At 35.1% G+C, this 13,911-nt stretch carries 13 protein-coding genes and 1 tRNA gene; 8 read left to right on the top strand and 6 right to left on the bottom strand.

The window, feature by feature from the left end; all coding sequences use genetic code 11:
* The first annotated feature begins 69 nt into the window (after positions 1-69).
* Positions 70-930, top strand: a complete 861-nt coding sequence (locus tag B8780_RS06355; protein ID WP_084273053.1) for a pirin family protein — start codon at positions 70-72, stop codon at positions 928-930.
* Here B8780_RS06355 and B8780_RS06350 read toward each other — a convergent pair.
* Both B8780_RS06350 and B8780_RS06345 read right to left on the bottom strand, forming a co-directional pair.
* Positions 927-1,544 (bottom strand): metal-dependent transcriptional regulator, encoded by a 618-nt coding sequence (locus B8780_RS06350; protein WP_084273052.1) that lies wholly within the window; start codon positions 1,542-1,544, stop codon positions 927-929. The two genes, B8780_RS06355 and B8780_RS06350, sit on opposite strands and share 4 nt — an antisense overlap.
* A gap of 37 nt (positions 1,545-1,581) precedes the next feature.
* Positions 1,582-2,424: an NAD(P)-dependent oxidoreductase gene (locus B8780_RS06345; protein WP_084273051.1), complete on the bottom strand. Its 843-nt coding sequence runs from the start codon at positions 2,422-2,424 to the stop codon at positions 1,582-1,584.
* A 109-nt stretch (positions 2,425-2,533) separates the two neighbouring features.
* Here B8780_RS06345 and B8780_RS06340 point away from each other — a divergent pair, with 109 nt between their 5' ends.
* The 7 genes from B8780_RS06340 to B8780_RS06310 all read left to right on the top strand — a co-directional run bounded on the left by B8780_RS06340 (position 2,534) and on the right by B8780_RS06310 (position 8,621).
* Positions 2,534-3,187 (top strand): DedA family protein, encoded by a 654-nt coding sequence (locus tag B8780_RS06340; RefSeq protein ID WP_084273050.1) that lies wholly within the window; start codon positions 2,534-2,536, stop codon positions 3,185-3,187.
* 28 nt (positions 3,188-3,215) lie between these two features.
* Positions 3,216-4,448, top strand: coding sequence for an MFS transporter (locus B8780_RS06335; protein ID WP_084273049.1), 1,233 nt, complete (start codon positions 3,216-3,218; stop codon positions 4,446-4,448).
* Complete coding sequence (locus tag B8780_RS06330; protein WP_084273048.1) at positions 4,448-5,653, top strand: MFS transporter; 1,206 nt, start codon at positions 4,448-4,450, stop codon at positions 5,651-5,653. Before B8780_RS06335 ends, B8780_RS06330 begins: the two co-directional genes overlap by 1 nt.
* A 38-nt stretch (positions 5,654-5,691) precedes the next feature.
* A tRNA-Arg gene (locus B8780_RS06325) sits at positions 5,692-5,766 on the top strand.
* Between the two features lie 216 nt (positions 5,767-5,982).
* Positions 5,983-7,215, top strand: coding sequence for a hydroxymethylglutaryl-CoA reductase, degradative (locus tag B8780_RS06320; protein ID WP_084273047.1), 1,233 nt, complete (start codon positions 5,983-5,985; stop codon positions 7,213-7,215).
* Positions 7,216-7,929 carry a hypothetical protein gene (locus tag B8780_RS06315; protein WP_084273046.1) on the top strand — a complete coding sequence of 238 codons (714 nt, stop codon included), beginning with the start codon at positions 7,216-7,218 and terminating at the stop codon, positions 7,927-7,929. It abuts the gene before it with no gap.
* Positions 7,926-8,621: an alpha/beta fold hydrolase gene (locus B8780_RS06310; RefSeq protein WP_084273045.1), complete on the top strand. Its 696-nt coding sequence runs from the start codon at positions 7,926-7,928 to the stop codon at positions 8,619-8,621. Before B8780_RS06315 ends, B8780_RS06310 begins: the two co-directional genes overlap by 4 nt.
* On the opposite strand, the gene coaBC is transcribed toward B8780_RS06310, so the two are convergent.
* The 4 genes from coaBC to B8780_RS06290 all read right to left on the bottom strand — a co-directional run bounded on the left by coaBC (position 8,611) and on the right by B8780_RS06290 (position 13,859).
* Complete coding sequence (gene coaBC / locus B8780_RS06305; RefSeq protein ID WP_084273044.1) at positions 8,611-9,810, bottom strand: bifunctional phosphopantothenoylcysteine decarboxylase/phosphopantothenate--cysteine ligase CoaBC; 1,200 nt, start codon at positions 9,808-9,810, stop codon at positions 8,611-8,613. The two genes, B8780_RS06310 and coaBC, sit on opposite strands and share 11 nt — an antisense overlap.
* Before the next feature lie 62 nt (positions 9,811-9,872).
* Positions 9,873-11,360 (bottom strand): glycosyltransferase family 2 protein, encoded by a 1,488-nt coding sequence (locus B8780_RS06300; protein ID WP_084273043.1) that lies wholly within the window; start codon positions 11,358-11,360, stop codon positions 9,873-9,875.
* Complete coding sequence (locus B8780_RS06295) at positions 11,357-12,781, bottom strand: RAD55 family ATPase (protein ID WP_084273042.1); 1,425 nt, start codon at positions 12,779-12,781, stop codon at positions 11,357-11,359. Before B8780_RS06295 ends, B8780_RS06300 begins: the two co-directional genes overlap by 4 nt.
* Positions 12,782-12,824: 43 nt before the next feature.
* Complete coding sequence (locus B8780_RS06290) at positions 12,825-13,859, bottom strand: SIS domain-containing protein (RefSeq protein ID WP_084273041.1); 1,035 nt, start codon at positions 13,857-13,859, stop codon at positions 12,825-12,827.
* Between the last annotated feature and the right edge of the window lie 52 nt (positions 13,860-13,911).

The following is a 13,911-nucleotide window of genomic DNA, read 5'->3' as shown; positions in this document are numbered from 1 at the left end:
TATAAAGTATCATAAAGTATTTAAGTATCATAAATATATTAAATTTATAAAGTAAATTGAGGGTAAATCATGGAGAAATTTATAGAGAAGGTAATAAATGGCAGGTACACGTACGATGGTGCAGGGGTCAAATTGATGAGGGTATTTTCAAACATAACGGATTTAACAGACCCATTTTTACTGCTTGACAACTTTGGATCAAACAGAATAGAAGATTACATCAATGGATTTCCGTGGCATCCACACAGGGGCATAGAAACAGTTACATATGTATTAAATGGAAAGGTTGAGCATCATGACAGCGAGGGTAACAGGGGAACAATTTATCCAGGTGATACACAGTGGATGACCGCTGGCAGTGGCATATTTCATGAGGAGATGCCAGGGTACATTGAGGAAAATAAAAAGATATACACAGAGATGTCCGGCTTCCAGCTCTGGGTAAACCTTCCAGGGAACAAAAAGATGACAACACCGGTTTACAGATCATTAAAGGCAAATGACATACCTTTAATAGAAATAGAAAACAGCAAAATAAAGTTAATAGCTGGAAGATTCGGCAAGGACTACGGGTACTACGATGGCGGAACCCAGGATGTAACATACATGCATGTAATGCTAAACGATGATGAGATAGTATTTAAAACAGTGGAATCCTATAGAACGATAATATACATCTTCGATGGATATATAATGATAAAAAATAACAGATACGAAAAGGGTGATGCCATTATACTTTCAGAACCGGGCGATCGCATAACGATCTATGGACAGGGTCAATTCATGTTTATGAGCGGAAAGCCTTTGAAGGAGCCGGTTGCATGGTACGGCCCAATAGTTATGAACACAATGGATGAGATAAACCAGGCAATAATAGATCTCAGAAGAAACACCTTTGTAAAGGAGAAAAACCCAATATTCGAATCCTAAAAAACCCTTATTGCCATTGCCTCCTTATCTGAAAACGATACATAGCCCTTGCAAATAACATTTATTTTATCGTTTTTTTCTATTTTTATCTCTGTGCCAGGAAATGCATTGATTTCAACAAGCTTTTTTAATATTGATATATCCTCATAGACTATCCTTGAGAGCGTATAAACGCCTGGTTCAACAGAAAATATGGATTTATCATTCATTTTTTGATCGGGATTTATTGGATTTCCATGGGGGCATCTATCAGGATTTCCCAGATTTTTAATAACGTATGGAACGTACTTATCGTTTATTGCGTGCTCTAAATCCATTACCTCCGAATCTGTTTCCTCCCATGGCACCTCAAAGATCTTTAATGCCATAACCTCGGCTATTCTATGTCTTTTTATAACTGGGTATGCAAGCTTCATACCCCTGTCCGTTAAAAGTATATCACGGCCTATACTCTTTATTAAACCGCGGTTCCTTAATTTATCAAGATACTCTGAAACTGTCGGCATTGAAACCTTTAACCTTTTACTTATCATTGATTCATTTGCACTGCCGAATGCATCCATGTTGTTATAAATCTCCTTTAAATAATCCTCAAGATTGTTCTTGAAGTTCATGTATATATATCATTAATTTTATAGATAACATTTTCCATTATTTATTTAATTTCTTATAGAGCTCTGCTATTTCTGATACATCCTTTGAACCAAGATTCATTTTAAGGCCCAGCTTCATCATGGTATTATTTAACTGAACCATGGGAATCTCCTCTATACCAAGCTCCCTTGATGAGTTTATTGCCATTTCTATTACGTGCTGGGCAAGTTCAAGAGAGAACGATGGCTCGTATTTGGATGAGATCTGCCACGGCAGCCTGAACAATTCAACGGTGTTTGCACCGCCAAGGGATAATGCCCTTATGGCAGTGTCCTTGTCTATACCAGCCCGTTCTATAACCACCGAGACCTGACCGAGAAGATCGACTATGGCCGTGCCTATCATATTGCTTATTAACTTCATCATTGTTGCCTGTTCATGGGTGCCTATGAAAACGTGTGTGCCAAGGGCATCAAAGAGATTATTTATTTTATTATATGTCTCCATGTCACCGCCGACAAACATTGCAAGGTCGCCCTCGTTTGCCTCCTTTGGGCCGCGTTCGAGCCTGCATGTTAGATAATTTTTTGAATTGTTTATTATTGCCAGATTTTCGTGCAGTTCCCTTATATCAAGTGTTGTTGTATCTATTATTATCGATTTATTATTATAACTTGAAAGTGCCTGCTTAACCTCAAGACCGGTTGGCAATGAAAATATAACTGCATCGTTATTATATAGATCGTCAATGGAGTCCGCAGGCTTGAAGTTTTTTATACCGTTAAATCTTCCGTAGGCCATCTTGTTTACATCGTAACCTGTAACATTAAAGTTCTTTTTTAGTAGCGTGTATGCCATACCACTGCCCATCCTTCCAAGACCAAGAACGCCAACGTTCATGATAATATAAAGATGACATGAATATTAAATTTACCACGAAGCCAAAAATTATTAATCATTGTAAAATAATTAAATATGGTTATATACATAATTTAAATTTCATTTTTAAATGAGCATAGGCAACATAATAGTAGCAATTATTCACTTCGTTGAGTATATAATAATAAAGCTTGGATATCCGGGAGTCTTCTTTTTGATGCTCCTTGAAGGCATGTTATTGCCGGTTCCATCAGAGGTTGTCATGCCATTTTCTGGCTACCTGGCATACTATGGCATGCTTGATCCTTTTAATAGATACGCTTCTATTATAATATTATTAATAGTTGGCACTGTCGGCAATTTAACAGGGGCCCTCATAGCATATGCAATAGGAAGGTATGGCGGCGATCCATTTATAATAAAATACGGAAGGTACCTAATGTTGAATAGGGATACAATAGATAAATCCAAGATCTGGTTTGAAAAATATGGCAAGCTGTCAGTTTTCACAACCAGGTTTTTACCTGTTTTCAGAACATTTATATCTATACCTGCAGGAATAGCAAACATGGATTTGGGTCAGTTTTCATTATATACTATCGCAGGGGATCTTGTCTGGGATTCGATATTAATATACCTTGGAATACTGCTTGGATCAAGATGGGAGACCATTCTTGGATTCTTTAATAATTTAACATACATTGCAATAATAGCCTTTATAGCGGCAATAATCATTGTTTACTATTACCTTGCGATAAAACCCAGGAAGACTTTAAACAAATAAATAATATAGTAGTAAATAATATCTATATATGTTCACCGATTCCTACGATGAGGTAGACAGATCATTTAAATTCCTCTTAATATCAAGGGCGGCCAGATCCGTTTCACTGATATTCGTTACTTTATCATTATCGCTGTACCTTCATGCGCTTCATTATCCGGTTACCTTTATAGGTCTATTATATGTCCCAATAACAATCTTCAATGTCTTTTTAACATTTTTCCTTGGAACGGCCGGTGATCGTATAGGTTATTCAAGGGTACTATTCATAGGAGAATTATTTCCTCTTGTAGGAATGCTGATACTGGCTGTTTCAACAAATATATATTTAATAGCCCTGGGTGCAATTATAGCCGGAATAACAGGCGGTGCTGGCGGAATGCGTGGAGCCTTTTCCCCTGGAATGACGGCATACGTTGCAAGCAGCTATGATGTTGACAATTTAAGGGTTCAGAGACTGTCTCTTTTGAATGCAACTGCATCATTCTTTTCAATATTTAGTGGCCTTATGCTTGGATCATATATAATATTCAAAAGCTATGTGAATATAATTGAGTTTTATCACATATTCTTCTACGTTTCATTTGCACTTGTTCTTGTATCTGTGATTTCCCTTGCAATGCTAAAGGAATTTAGAAGACCAAAGAAGACAACAAGGATGATGAAAAAGGAGAGCTTTAAATATTTATTAAAGATCATAGCGCCGAATACAATAAATGCAGCAGCGATAGGAATAATGATGCCACTTCTGCCACTCTGGTTTGAGTTAAGCTTTCACATAGGGCCATCTTATGTCGGTGATATATACACTGTTGCATATGCAAGCACTGCCATTGGCTCATTTGTATCTGGCAGGTACATAAACGGCAGGGTGAACTCGTTATTCATAGCGTCCGTTGCCCATGTTATTCAGGGAGCGTTCTTTGTTATACTTGCCTTTACGCCGTATTTAATTATTGCATCGGCATTATATATAATAAGAATGGGAATAGCCGGTATTGGCTCACCAATGCGTGGTGCCATAAATGTGCGTGGAATAAACAGGGAGGATTATGGCACGGGAACAAGCATACAGGGAGTTTCAAACAGGAGTGCGCAACTTACAACAGGTCTTTCTGGCTATTTAATGGATTACTCTCTGGGCCTGCCTTTGATAATAGGCGGCATAATACAGGCTATTGGAGGCATAGTTTACTATGATTTATTGAAATCATACTATAAGGGAAGGATCTTCACAAAAAGGGATGTTGATGCAAAGTGATGGATAAAAGGGTATGGTATCTAGGCCTCACAAGGCTGATAAGAACTACAGGTCGTGTTTCGTCGTTTATATTTCTTCCATTGATATTCGTTTTTATATACCATTTATCATTTATTTTAACAGGCATAATACTCGGTTTTTCAACGTTTTTAATGTCCCTTGTTCAGTATTACTCTGGCGCAATGACTGATAAAATAGGCAGAAGATTCTTTCTTATATTTATACCGATACCGGCCGGTTTCCTTTACATATTGATGTTTTTAACTGTTTATTATAATTTATCATATATAATATTAATAGCACTGTTTGAAATGACAATAATAGTAAATGCACTTCAATATCCGGCCATCGAGGCAGCAATAGCAGATATAACATCAGAATCACAGAGATTATCAGGTTATACCATAGTCAGGGTTCTTGCAAACGCCGGTGCGGCCATAGGCCCAATAGCAGGTGCTGTGCTTGCAACATACAATTTCGGATACATATTCTTGCTTGCCGGAATAGCAACATTTATTGAAATAATAATACTTTACTTCAACGTTAAGGAAACATACATACCAATAAAGGAGAAAATATATGCGAAAAAGCTAAGCCATCTCTTCAATGACAGATTCTTTTTAATATTTTCAATAATTGGCATAGTTCTTATGCTGTTTTTAAGACAGAGGGGCGCTTCATTAACACTGTTCGCATTTGATATAGAGAAATTGCCAATACTTTATCTTGCATATATATATGCCGTAAATGGCCTGCTTGTTGTTATTTTTCAGTATCCAATATATAATATATTAAACAGGATGAGCCCTGTTATAGGCAGATCAATAGGGGTTGTATTTTATTTTATAGGATATATAATACTGGCCTTTGGACATGACCTTGAATTCTTCTTAATATCAATGTCTGTAATGACAATAGGCGAGGATTTTGTTGCACCAACAACACAGACAATAATCACATTGATAGCACCATCAAATTTGAGGGGTACATACATAGGAATATACAATTTAATAACAAGCTTTGGCTCACTTTCAGGATCAATTATTGGGCTTTACGTTCTGTCATACTTTTATTCGGATGCATCAATATTCTGGATAATCTTTGGTATTGGCACCTTAATAACCGGCCTTTCCTACATTGCAATAAATTCAATGTTCTATTACAGTAAAAGAAAAGTGAACACAATAAAAATAGCAAGCAGATAGCATCGAAACTCTTAAATTTATATATAACATTACGAACTGGGCTCGTGGCCTAGCATGGATAAGGCACCGTCCTTCTAAGTCGGTGATCGTGGGTTCAAATCCCACCGAGCCCGTTTATATTATAATAAAATAATCAATGCTTTAATAAATATTTTAATTGCAATTATCATAAAAATTTCAACGTTCTCGGAAGCTAAGGGCATCATTTAATTATAAGATAACATCAGGTATTGATATAACATATGAGTATCTTCTTTATATTAATTATTAAAGATAATTTACAAAAATAATAAAAGAAAATTATTAATAAAATATGTTATACTCAATTAATGGAATCAAATATACATAATTTCCATAAGATGAGCATAAACGAAAGGCTTCAAAAATTAATGGAGTTTTCAAATTTAACAGATGAAGATATAAATAAATTATCATCCTGGGTTATGCCAATGGAAACCGCAGATCACATTATAGAAAATGTTGTCTCAAGGATATATTTACCAATGGGCATTGCCACAAATTTTCTTATCAATGGCAGGGATTATCTAATACCAATGGCAATAGAGGAGCCATCAGTTGTTGCCGCATGCTCAAACGGTGCAAGGATTGCAAGGGCAGGAGGTGGCTTCACTGCATATGCAAGCGAGCCAATGATGTATGGCCAGATACAAATTGTTGATATTAATGATCCTGAGCTTGCAAGGATAAATATAATGAAAAACAAGGCCAGGATCCTTGAGATGGCAAATACAAGAAGCAGTACGTTAAAAAGCCTTGGTGCCGGTGCAAAGGATCTTGAAATAAAGATCTTTGATGACATGATGATAATTTATTTAAAAATAGATGTCCAGGAGGCCATGGGTGCAAATATAATAAACACAATGTGTGAGTATGTTTCACCTTTTATAGAGGAGATAACAAAGGGACGTGTTATTTTAAGAATAATGAGCAATTTAACCCCGCTGAGAATGGCATATGCAAGGGCCGTTTTTCCAAAGGATTTAATAGGGGAGAGAACTGTTGATAACATTATATATGCATATAAATTTGCTGAGCATGATGTATTCAGGGCAGCAACACATAACAAGGGCATAATGAACGGTATAGATGCCGTGCTTCTTGCGACACTCAACGATTTCAGGGCACAGGAGGCAAATGCACATGCCTATGCATCATTGAATGGATACAAACCATTGACCAGATATTATAAAAATGAAAACGGGGATCTTGTTGGCAGCATAGAGATACCTGTTGCCATAGGTACAGTCGGTGGAACAACAAGGAGCTCAGAGATCTCAAGAATAGCAATGAAGATATTAAATGTAGAAAACGCAAGGGATCTATCATGTGTCCTGGCATCGGTTGGTCTGTCCCAGAACTTTGCCGCACTGAGGGCCCTGGCGGATGAGGGCATACAGAGAGGACACATGAAGCTCCATGCAAGGAATGTGGCCATTGCCGCAGGTGCAACAGGTGATGATATAGATAAAATAGCAGATAAAATGATAAGGGAGAATAAAATATCAATAACCAGGGCAATGGAAATATTAAAAGGTGATTAAATGGATGATTATAAAACACATATTAATAACGGTGATAAGCTAATGGATAAAGAAAAGTACATGGATGCAATCAGGGAATACTCCGAGGCTTATAAAATAATGCAGCCAGGTTCAGAAAAGGCCGAGCTCTGCTATAAACTTTCACAGGCATACCTTGCACTTGACCATAAAAATATAGAGAATCCTGTGAAATATGCAAAAGAGGCCCTTGAAGAGCATGAAAGATCAGGAGAAATGGAATTAAAAATACTTGACTTGATGAACCTTGGATATATATATCTTGATTCAAACAGGGATGAGGCATTAAAATACATAGAAAATGCATATAGAATAGCGGATGAGATAAAGGATGTACAGCTTAAGGCCATGGCACTTAATGCAAAGGCCGAGGCGATAAATGATAATAATGAGGCATTAAAGATATACAGGAACGTCATGGAAATTTCTGAGAAATCAAATGACTGGGACAACTACTTTGAGGCTGCCCTTGGTGAAATAAACATATTAAGGGATAATGACATAAACAGTGCAATGGAGGCCGCATACAGGGCAATGGATAAAATAGATAAAATACTCGAAACAATAAAAACAAAAAAGGAAAGAACAGAATTTAAAAAATCCCTGTCATATATATATGATTCGGCCTCTGATATGGCCATGGAGCTTGAGAATTTTGATGAGGCAATGAAGATTGCCGAGAGGGCAAAATCATGATAAGGAATTATTCTGAAACAAGGTTTGGAAGAATATCATATTTAATAAGGGATGGCAAAATACCATTGATCTTAATGCATGGTTTTGGCGGCACCGGAAACACGTTTCTAAGAATTGAGCCATACCTTAATGAGAATTTCAAGGTGATATTCCCTGACCTTCTTGGCCATGGCCATTCTGACAAGCCTGATATAGATTACACAATTCATCAGCAGGCACTTGCAATAAACGATATGATAAAATCATTAAATCTTGATAAAATAATAATTGGTGGCAACTCATATGGTGGCTGGATTGCCCTTGACTATGCACTTAATATAAATGAGCCGGAGGCACTGATTTTAATTGACAGCGCAGGAACAAACAGGACGTTTGCCGAGGATGGCATGGTAAATGAGGTTGTCGATGAAATAATGAAGGTTAGAAATTACAAAAACAGGGATGCATTAATAAAAATAGCTGAAAACAACGGAAGGCCATCCGAGAAGATAAACCTAAATGATTTAAAGAGGCTGAGCTGCAAAACAATCATAATCTGGGGTAAAAACGATAATACGATACCCATTTCAAAGGGATATGAATATAAAAATTATATAAGAAACAGTGAGATGCATGTACTTGACTCTGGACATACACCACAGATAAGCAATCCAGAGGAGGTTTCATCAATAATAAATAAAATTATAGAATAAAATCGGAACTTTTGTTAATTGATGATGCCCTTTCAAGTATTATTCTTGATAAAAGGCTCTTTTCAGCATTTATATTTTCCTTATTATTACCTGAAACTATTATATATTCCTGGGATGACTCACCAAAGGCGCTGTTTTTATATGAATTCACTATAACCATATCAGGCCTTGAATCCTTAAATTTTTCATCATTGTATTTAAGATCGCCCTCAAGTTCAAAGAGCACAAGAATGGATGACGGCGACATCTGCCTTATTCTGTTCCTTAGCTTGTTCCTGGGCTCAAGCTCTATTACATGTTTTTCACTGCTTGTTATCTTTTCCTTTTCCTCCTTTATATCAAAGTCAAGTACGGCCATGCACATTACAATTATATCAAATTTGTAAACGTTTATAACGGTATTAACCTCAATAATGATCTCCCTTAGATTCGTTCTTTGTATAAAGTTAACATAGTTCGGCATTCTGTAATTGGAGTTGCCGACATAGACTATTTGATCCGCCCCAAGCCGGAATGCCATTCTGGCAAGCCAGTATCCTGTGTATCCGGTTGATCTGTTTGATATAAATCGAACAGGATCTATTGAAAGCTCTGATCTTCCACCTATTATTAGTATATTTTTATTTTTTAATTTTTCCCCGTAGAATGAGCGGCATACATAATCAATGATCCTGTCATTGTCCGCAATCTTTGCCTTTTCCTCATCGTACTCGGGTTCAACAATTAAACAGCCGAGGTTTTTAAGCTTTTCAATATTTTCCAGATTTATTCTGTTTTCCATCATGTTTCTGTGCATTGCCGGAACTATGACTATATGCCCGGTGGCCTTTAATGCGTATGAAAAGAAGAGTGATGGTATGTTATCTGCTATGCCAGATGCCATCTTACCTATTGTATCGTAAGTTGCCGGTGCAAGAAGTAATAATGTATCGCTATCAAAGAGTGTAATATGCTCTATATTTCCGGTAATATCTGTTACAACATCATGACCTGAGGCCCATTTCATAACCTCCGGACTCACCATCTTTTGCGATGCATCGCTCATTGCAACCTTTACATCGGCCCCCTCCCTTCTTAAATCCCTTACAAGGTCAGGCACCCTGTATATTGATATGCTTGCCGATGTTGCAACAACAATTTTTCTGCCCTTAAGCATGCCTGCAAATCTTGTTTTATCTCCGGTCAACATTGATTGATTAGCATTTATTAATATTTATTTATTATTAAAATATGTATAAAAATATTAATTTATCATCTATTATAATAAAAAATGGACATGGATAATAATAAAAAGTACAGCATAAATGCACCATTGAAAATGAATTCCATGTTTCCTGATATTATATATCTGTAAATGGCGTATGCAAATCCCGCGGCGCTTATAAACATTATTGCATATTGTGCCTTTAATCCTGAAAACGGTATTTTCGATGAATCTCCTTTGGGCGTGACCTTAAATGAAGTCCTTTTATTAATAAATGCATAAAAGGCAGATTTTACAAATACTGGTGATGTTATAAAGGTTAATGATATATTTCTCAGCACAGGTATTATCGATTTTGTTTTTTCATATACCGTTGCGGTGAAGACAAAGAATTCAAATATTATATAAAATGCGAGCACAAATATGTATATTTCCGGTGTTATTAAAGAAATAACATTAAAAAATATAAAAAGCAATGGAAACAAGAGCATTATTATATTAACAACGCCTATAAAATACCAGGAGGTTGTTACAAAATACCCTATTTTCTGCCTGTAATTCATTCCGTTCCTTGAAAAAATACTTTTTAAAATACCATAAAAAAGGGATATAGAGCCCTGGGACCACCTTGACTGCTGTATAAAATACGCATTCAATGTTTCAGGGGCCTCACCTCTTACCAGTGGCAGATTATAATATATTGTTTTATATCCACGTTCATGGAGTTTTATTGTTGTGGCCATGTCCTCTGTTATATTTGTTTCAACAAAGCCGCCAATGCTTTTTATCGATTCTGTCCTGTATATTACATTTGAACCGCATGAAAACATGCTGTTTTCAAGGCTTTTTCCCTCTGTTATAAAAGTATAAAATACCATCTGTATGTCATTTGCGCCTCTTGCAACAGGTGTGTTATTATTATCATATATCTGTGGCACCTGTATCAATGCAATGTTCTCATCATCCTCAAGAACTGGTATCAGTTCATTCAAAAAATTCTCCATCGGCCTTTGATCCGCATCGAATACTGCAAAATATTTTGTATTTATAAATTTCAATGCGTCGTTCAATGCCCCTGCCTTGTATCCCCTTCGATTATCTCTATGTATATAATTTACACTGTATCTCATGCATAGATCCTTTATTGCTTTTGCCTTTTTAATATCTGTTGAATCATCAAGAACATATACAATACCATTTGCCTGTTTTGACATGTTAATGCAGGCTATTAATGTGTCTTCAAGAACGGTTTCTGATTCATTATAGCTTGCTATAAATACTGCAGTTTCAAAATTAAAGTATGTATTAAAATATTTATAGGTGCTTTTTTCATAGAATGTCCTTGCATTTATGTAATAATGAAGATATTCTATTGAATGTATTATAAAAAAGGCATTTATAATTATAAGCAGAAGACTGAGAAATTTTTCGATATATGTTTCATCAAACTTAATCAATGATATTATTAAAAAATATAAATAAAGTATTATTGCGATTATTGATATAAAATACAGTAATTTTGGGTTCATATTCATCTAAATACAAACTCACCATTGCTGTCAATTTCAACATCAAATACCTTTTTGCCTGGAATAAATTCACCGGATTTTTTTAATATAAATATCTCGTGCAGCTGACCGTTTGTTATCATTGTTCCCATAACGCCTATACCTGAAAAGTACATGTCCTCTATAGGATGCGAATCTATATTATCTATGTATTTTGTTGCTACAATAACACAGTCCAGCTTCCTTAAACCGTTGAAGAGGTATCTTATTATATTCTGGTTCTGACCAAGCTCCAGCGGCTCTATTGAGTCTATAACAAGCCTCCTTGCACCGTACTTTTTTACTGCCTTTGATATTTCATTGAGAATATCAGAGATGTGTCCGGAAAGCTTGTAATAATCAGATCCAAGATCTATTTTTTCTATTGTTGAGTTTAAATCCATGATTGCTATGTTTTTTGAATCTATGTATTTTTCAAGATCTATATTATATGATCTTGCATTTCTTATAATATAATCAGGTGAGTTCCTGGTTGTTATGTAAATTCCTGGCTCAGCGTTCTCGGCACCGTAGATAAGAAACCTGACGAGAAAATATGATATATTGCCTGATGAAAATGTTTCAAAGCCATATACATTATTTATTTTTAAGCCTGTTTTTATAAGATTATCAAGTGCAGGTATGCCAAACATGAATGATTTATTATTTACTATATCAAGTACGAATTTTTTAAAATTGCTTAAAAATTCCTCATAATTAACAGACTTTATGTATTTTATCCCTGGAATTTCAAATTCGGAGTTATTTTCATCTATGTTAAAAACAACGGTGTAAGATCCAGGTACATCATCCGGTATTGAATAATGATGCTCTGTTATGACCTTTACATCTCCTCCATAATATATATCTATAAGATATGAAAAATCCTTTTTTATTATTATATTAAAAACATGCTCCGTTTTTATTCCGGATATTTTTCCACCAATTTCATATTTTAGATTATATTCATTTAATATTGAAATGGCATCATGTAAAAGTTCAACCATAAAATTCTTTTTTTCAGTTAATTTATAACTTTCAGAGATTTCCATTGATTTCATGGATTCGTTTAATTTCATGCATGATGAGCATATATCCATCAATTTGTATGCCTCAATATCTCCCGTAACAGGGCATATAATTTTATTGTCCTTTAGCTCCATTGGCATTCCATGCTCATTGCAGTATGGAATAGCGAAAAACCTATCGTTTCCACAATAATTACATTTTAATACAGGCCTTTCAGCACTTTTAATTATATAACCTGATGACTCAAGTTTTGACAGAAGGCTTTTTATATCAATATCAAGATACGATGGATCACTAATGTTATAAAATTCATTGTTTATCATAAAATTTGAAAATCTTCCATATTTAATCTCATATAAAAGCATTTCCTCTATGTTCATTAATTAATGACATAAATAATAAAATATAAATTTTTTTATTATATTAGTGTGCGCCTGGTGGGAATATTATATCATCAAATTCACGATATTTTTTTTCGTCAAATCTTAATAGATCAGGATTTACCTTTTTTGCCAGTGCAAGGTAATATGCAATGTAATAAAGCACTGCCATGTTTGTAAATGGTTCAATGTACTCATCATTTGACTCGTTTAGGTCTATTGAAAAATCACCATCGCCACGGATAACAATGGTTTTTGTTCCAAGAACCTTGCATGCCCTTACGATATCTTCTGTCCTCTTATTTACGGTTTTGTTATTTATTATTATCAAAAGTGAGTTCTCGTCTATTACCGAGGTGCATCCATGATTGAATTCCTCAAGCTCTATGCCCTCCGCATGTAAATGCGTTGCCTCCTTAATCTTCTGTGCAGCCTCCCTTGCAGCTATGTAATTTGGCCCTGCACCAAGCACAAAGACATTATTTATATGCGATAATTTTGATGTTAACTCAGAGATTTCCTTTTCCTTTTTATTTATAACATCTATTATATCATTTTTAATATCCTTTACATCAAAGTATATTCCGGAATAATTCATTGCAATGTAAAGTGATGCAAATGCATTATCAAAGAATGCCTTTGTATTGCAAAGTGATTTATCAACTGAATCAATGAATACCGGTTTATTTGATATTTTGTATAGTGGTGAATCCATGTAATGTGTTATTCCAACGGTATATGAATACCTCTTTGAAAATTCTATTGCATCCACTGTACTCTTTGTTTTTCCTGTATGCGATATGCCTATTACAGTTCCATCAGGGATGTAATAATTTAAAAGCTCATAGGCCTGGATAAAATCAAAATGATAGTTTGTCTTTTTTAGAAACTGCATGCCAAGATATCCTGCATGATATGCAGTTCCATTACCGGTCATTATCAAAGGTGCATTTAAGAATGAATAATCCATTGATTCCATAACATCAATGGTCTTTGATATTCCATTTGGTATATCCCTTATCATATCATACATTATATATGGATGTTTATTTCTCTTCTCTGGAACCTCGTCAGTCATAAAAGATCATAAATTATTCATATAAAATGATTATCAAAAAAATTTATAATTT

The organism is Picrophilus oshimae DSM 9789 (assembly GCF_900176435.1).
In the GTDB taxonomy this organism is placed as follows: Archaea; Thermoplasmatota; Thermoplasmata; order Thermoplasmatales; family Thermoplasmataceae; genus Picrophilus; species Picrophilus oshimae.
This window is presented reverse-complemented; position numbering and strand designations above follow the sequence as displayed.

Bases quoted from the DNA above. Each gene is read 5' to 3' on its own strand.
- B8780_RS06340 (WP_084273050.1), top strand. From the start codon at position 2,534: ATGAGCATAGGCAACATAATAGTAGCAATTATTCACTTCGTTGAGTAT.
- B8780_RS06290 (WP_084273041.1), bottom strand. From the start codon at position 13,859: ATGACTGACGAGGTTCCAGAGAAGAGAAATAAACATCCATATATAATG.
- B8780_RS06310 (WP_084273045.1), top strand. From the start codon at position 7,926: ATGATAAGGAATTATTCTGAAACAAGGTTTGGAAGAATATCATATTTA.
- B8780_RS06345 (WP_084273051.1), bottom strand. From the start codon at position 2,424: ATGAACGTTGGCGTTCTTGGTCTTGGAAGGATGGGCAGTGGTATGGCA.
- B8780_RS06295 (WP_084273042.1), bottom strand. From the start codon at position 12,781: ATGAACATAGAGGAAATGCTTTTATATGAGATTAAATATGGAAGATTT.
- B8780_RS06355 (WP_084273053.1), top strand. From the start codon at position 70: ATGGAGAAATTTATAGAGAAGGTAATAAATGGCAGGTACACGTACGAT.
- B8780_RS06320 (WP_084273047.1), top strand. From the start codon at position 5,983: ATGGAATCAAATATACATAATTTCCATAAGATGAGCATAAACGAAAGG.
- B8780_RS06330 (WP_084273048.1), top strand. From the start codon at position 4,448: ATGGATAAAAGGGTATGGTATCTAGGCCTCACAAGGCTGATAAGAACT.
- B8780_RS06315 (WP_084273046.1), top strand. From the start codon at position 7,216: ATGGATGATTATAAAACACATATTAATAACGGTGATAAGCTAATGGAT.
- B8780_RS06350 (WP_084273052.1), bottom strand. From the start codon at position 1,544: ATGAACTTCAAGAACAATCTTGAGGATTATTTAAAGGAGATTTATAAC.
- B8780_RS06300 (WP_084273043.1), bottom strand. From the start codon at position 11,360: ATGAATATGAACCCAAAATTACTGTATTTTATATCAATAATCGCAATA.
- B8780_RS06335 (WP_084273049.1), top strand. From the start codon at position 3,216: ATGTTCACCGATTCCTACGATGAGGTAGACAGATCATTTAAATTCCTC.
- coaBC (WP_084273044.1), bottom strand. From the start codon at position 9,810: ATGTTGACCGGAGATAAAACAAGATTTGCAGGCATGCTTAAGGGCAGA.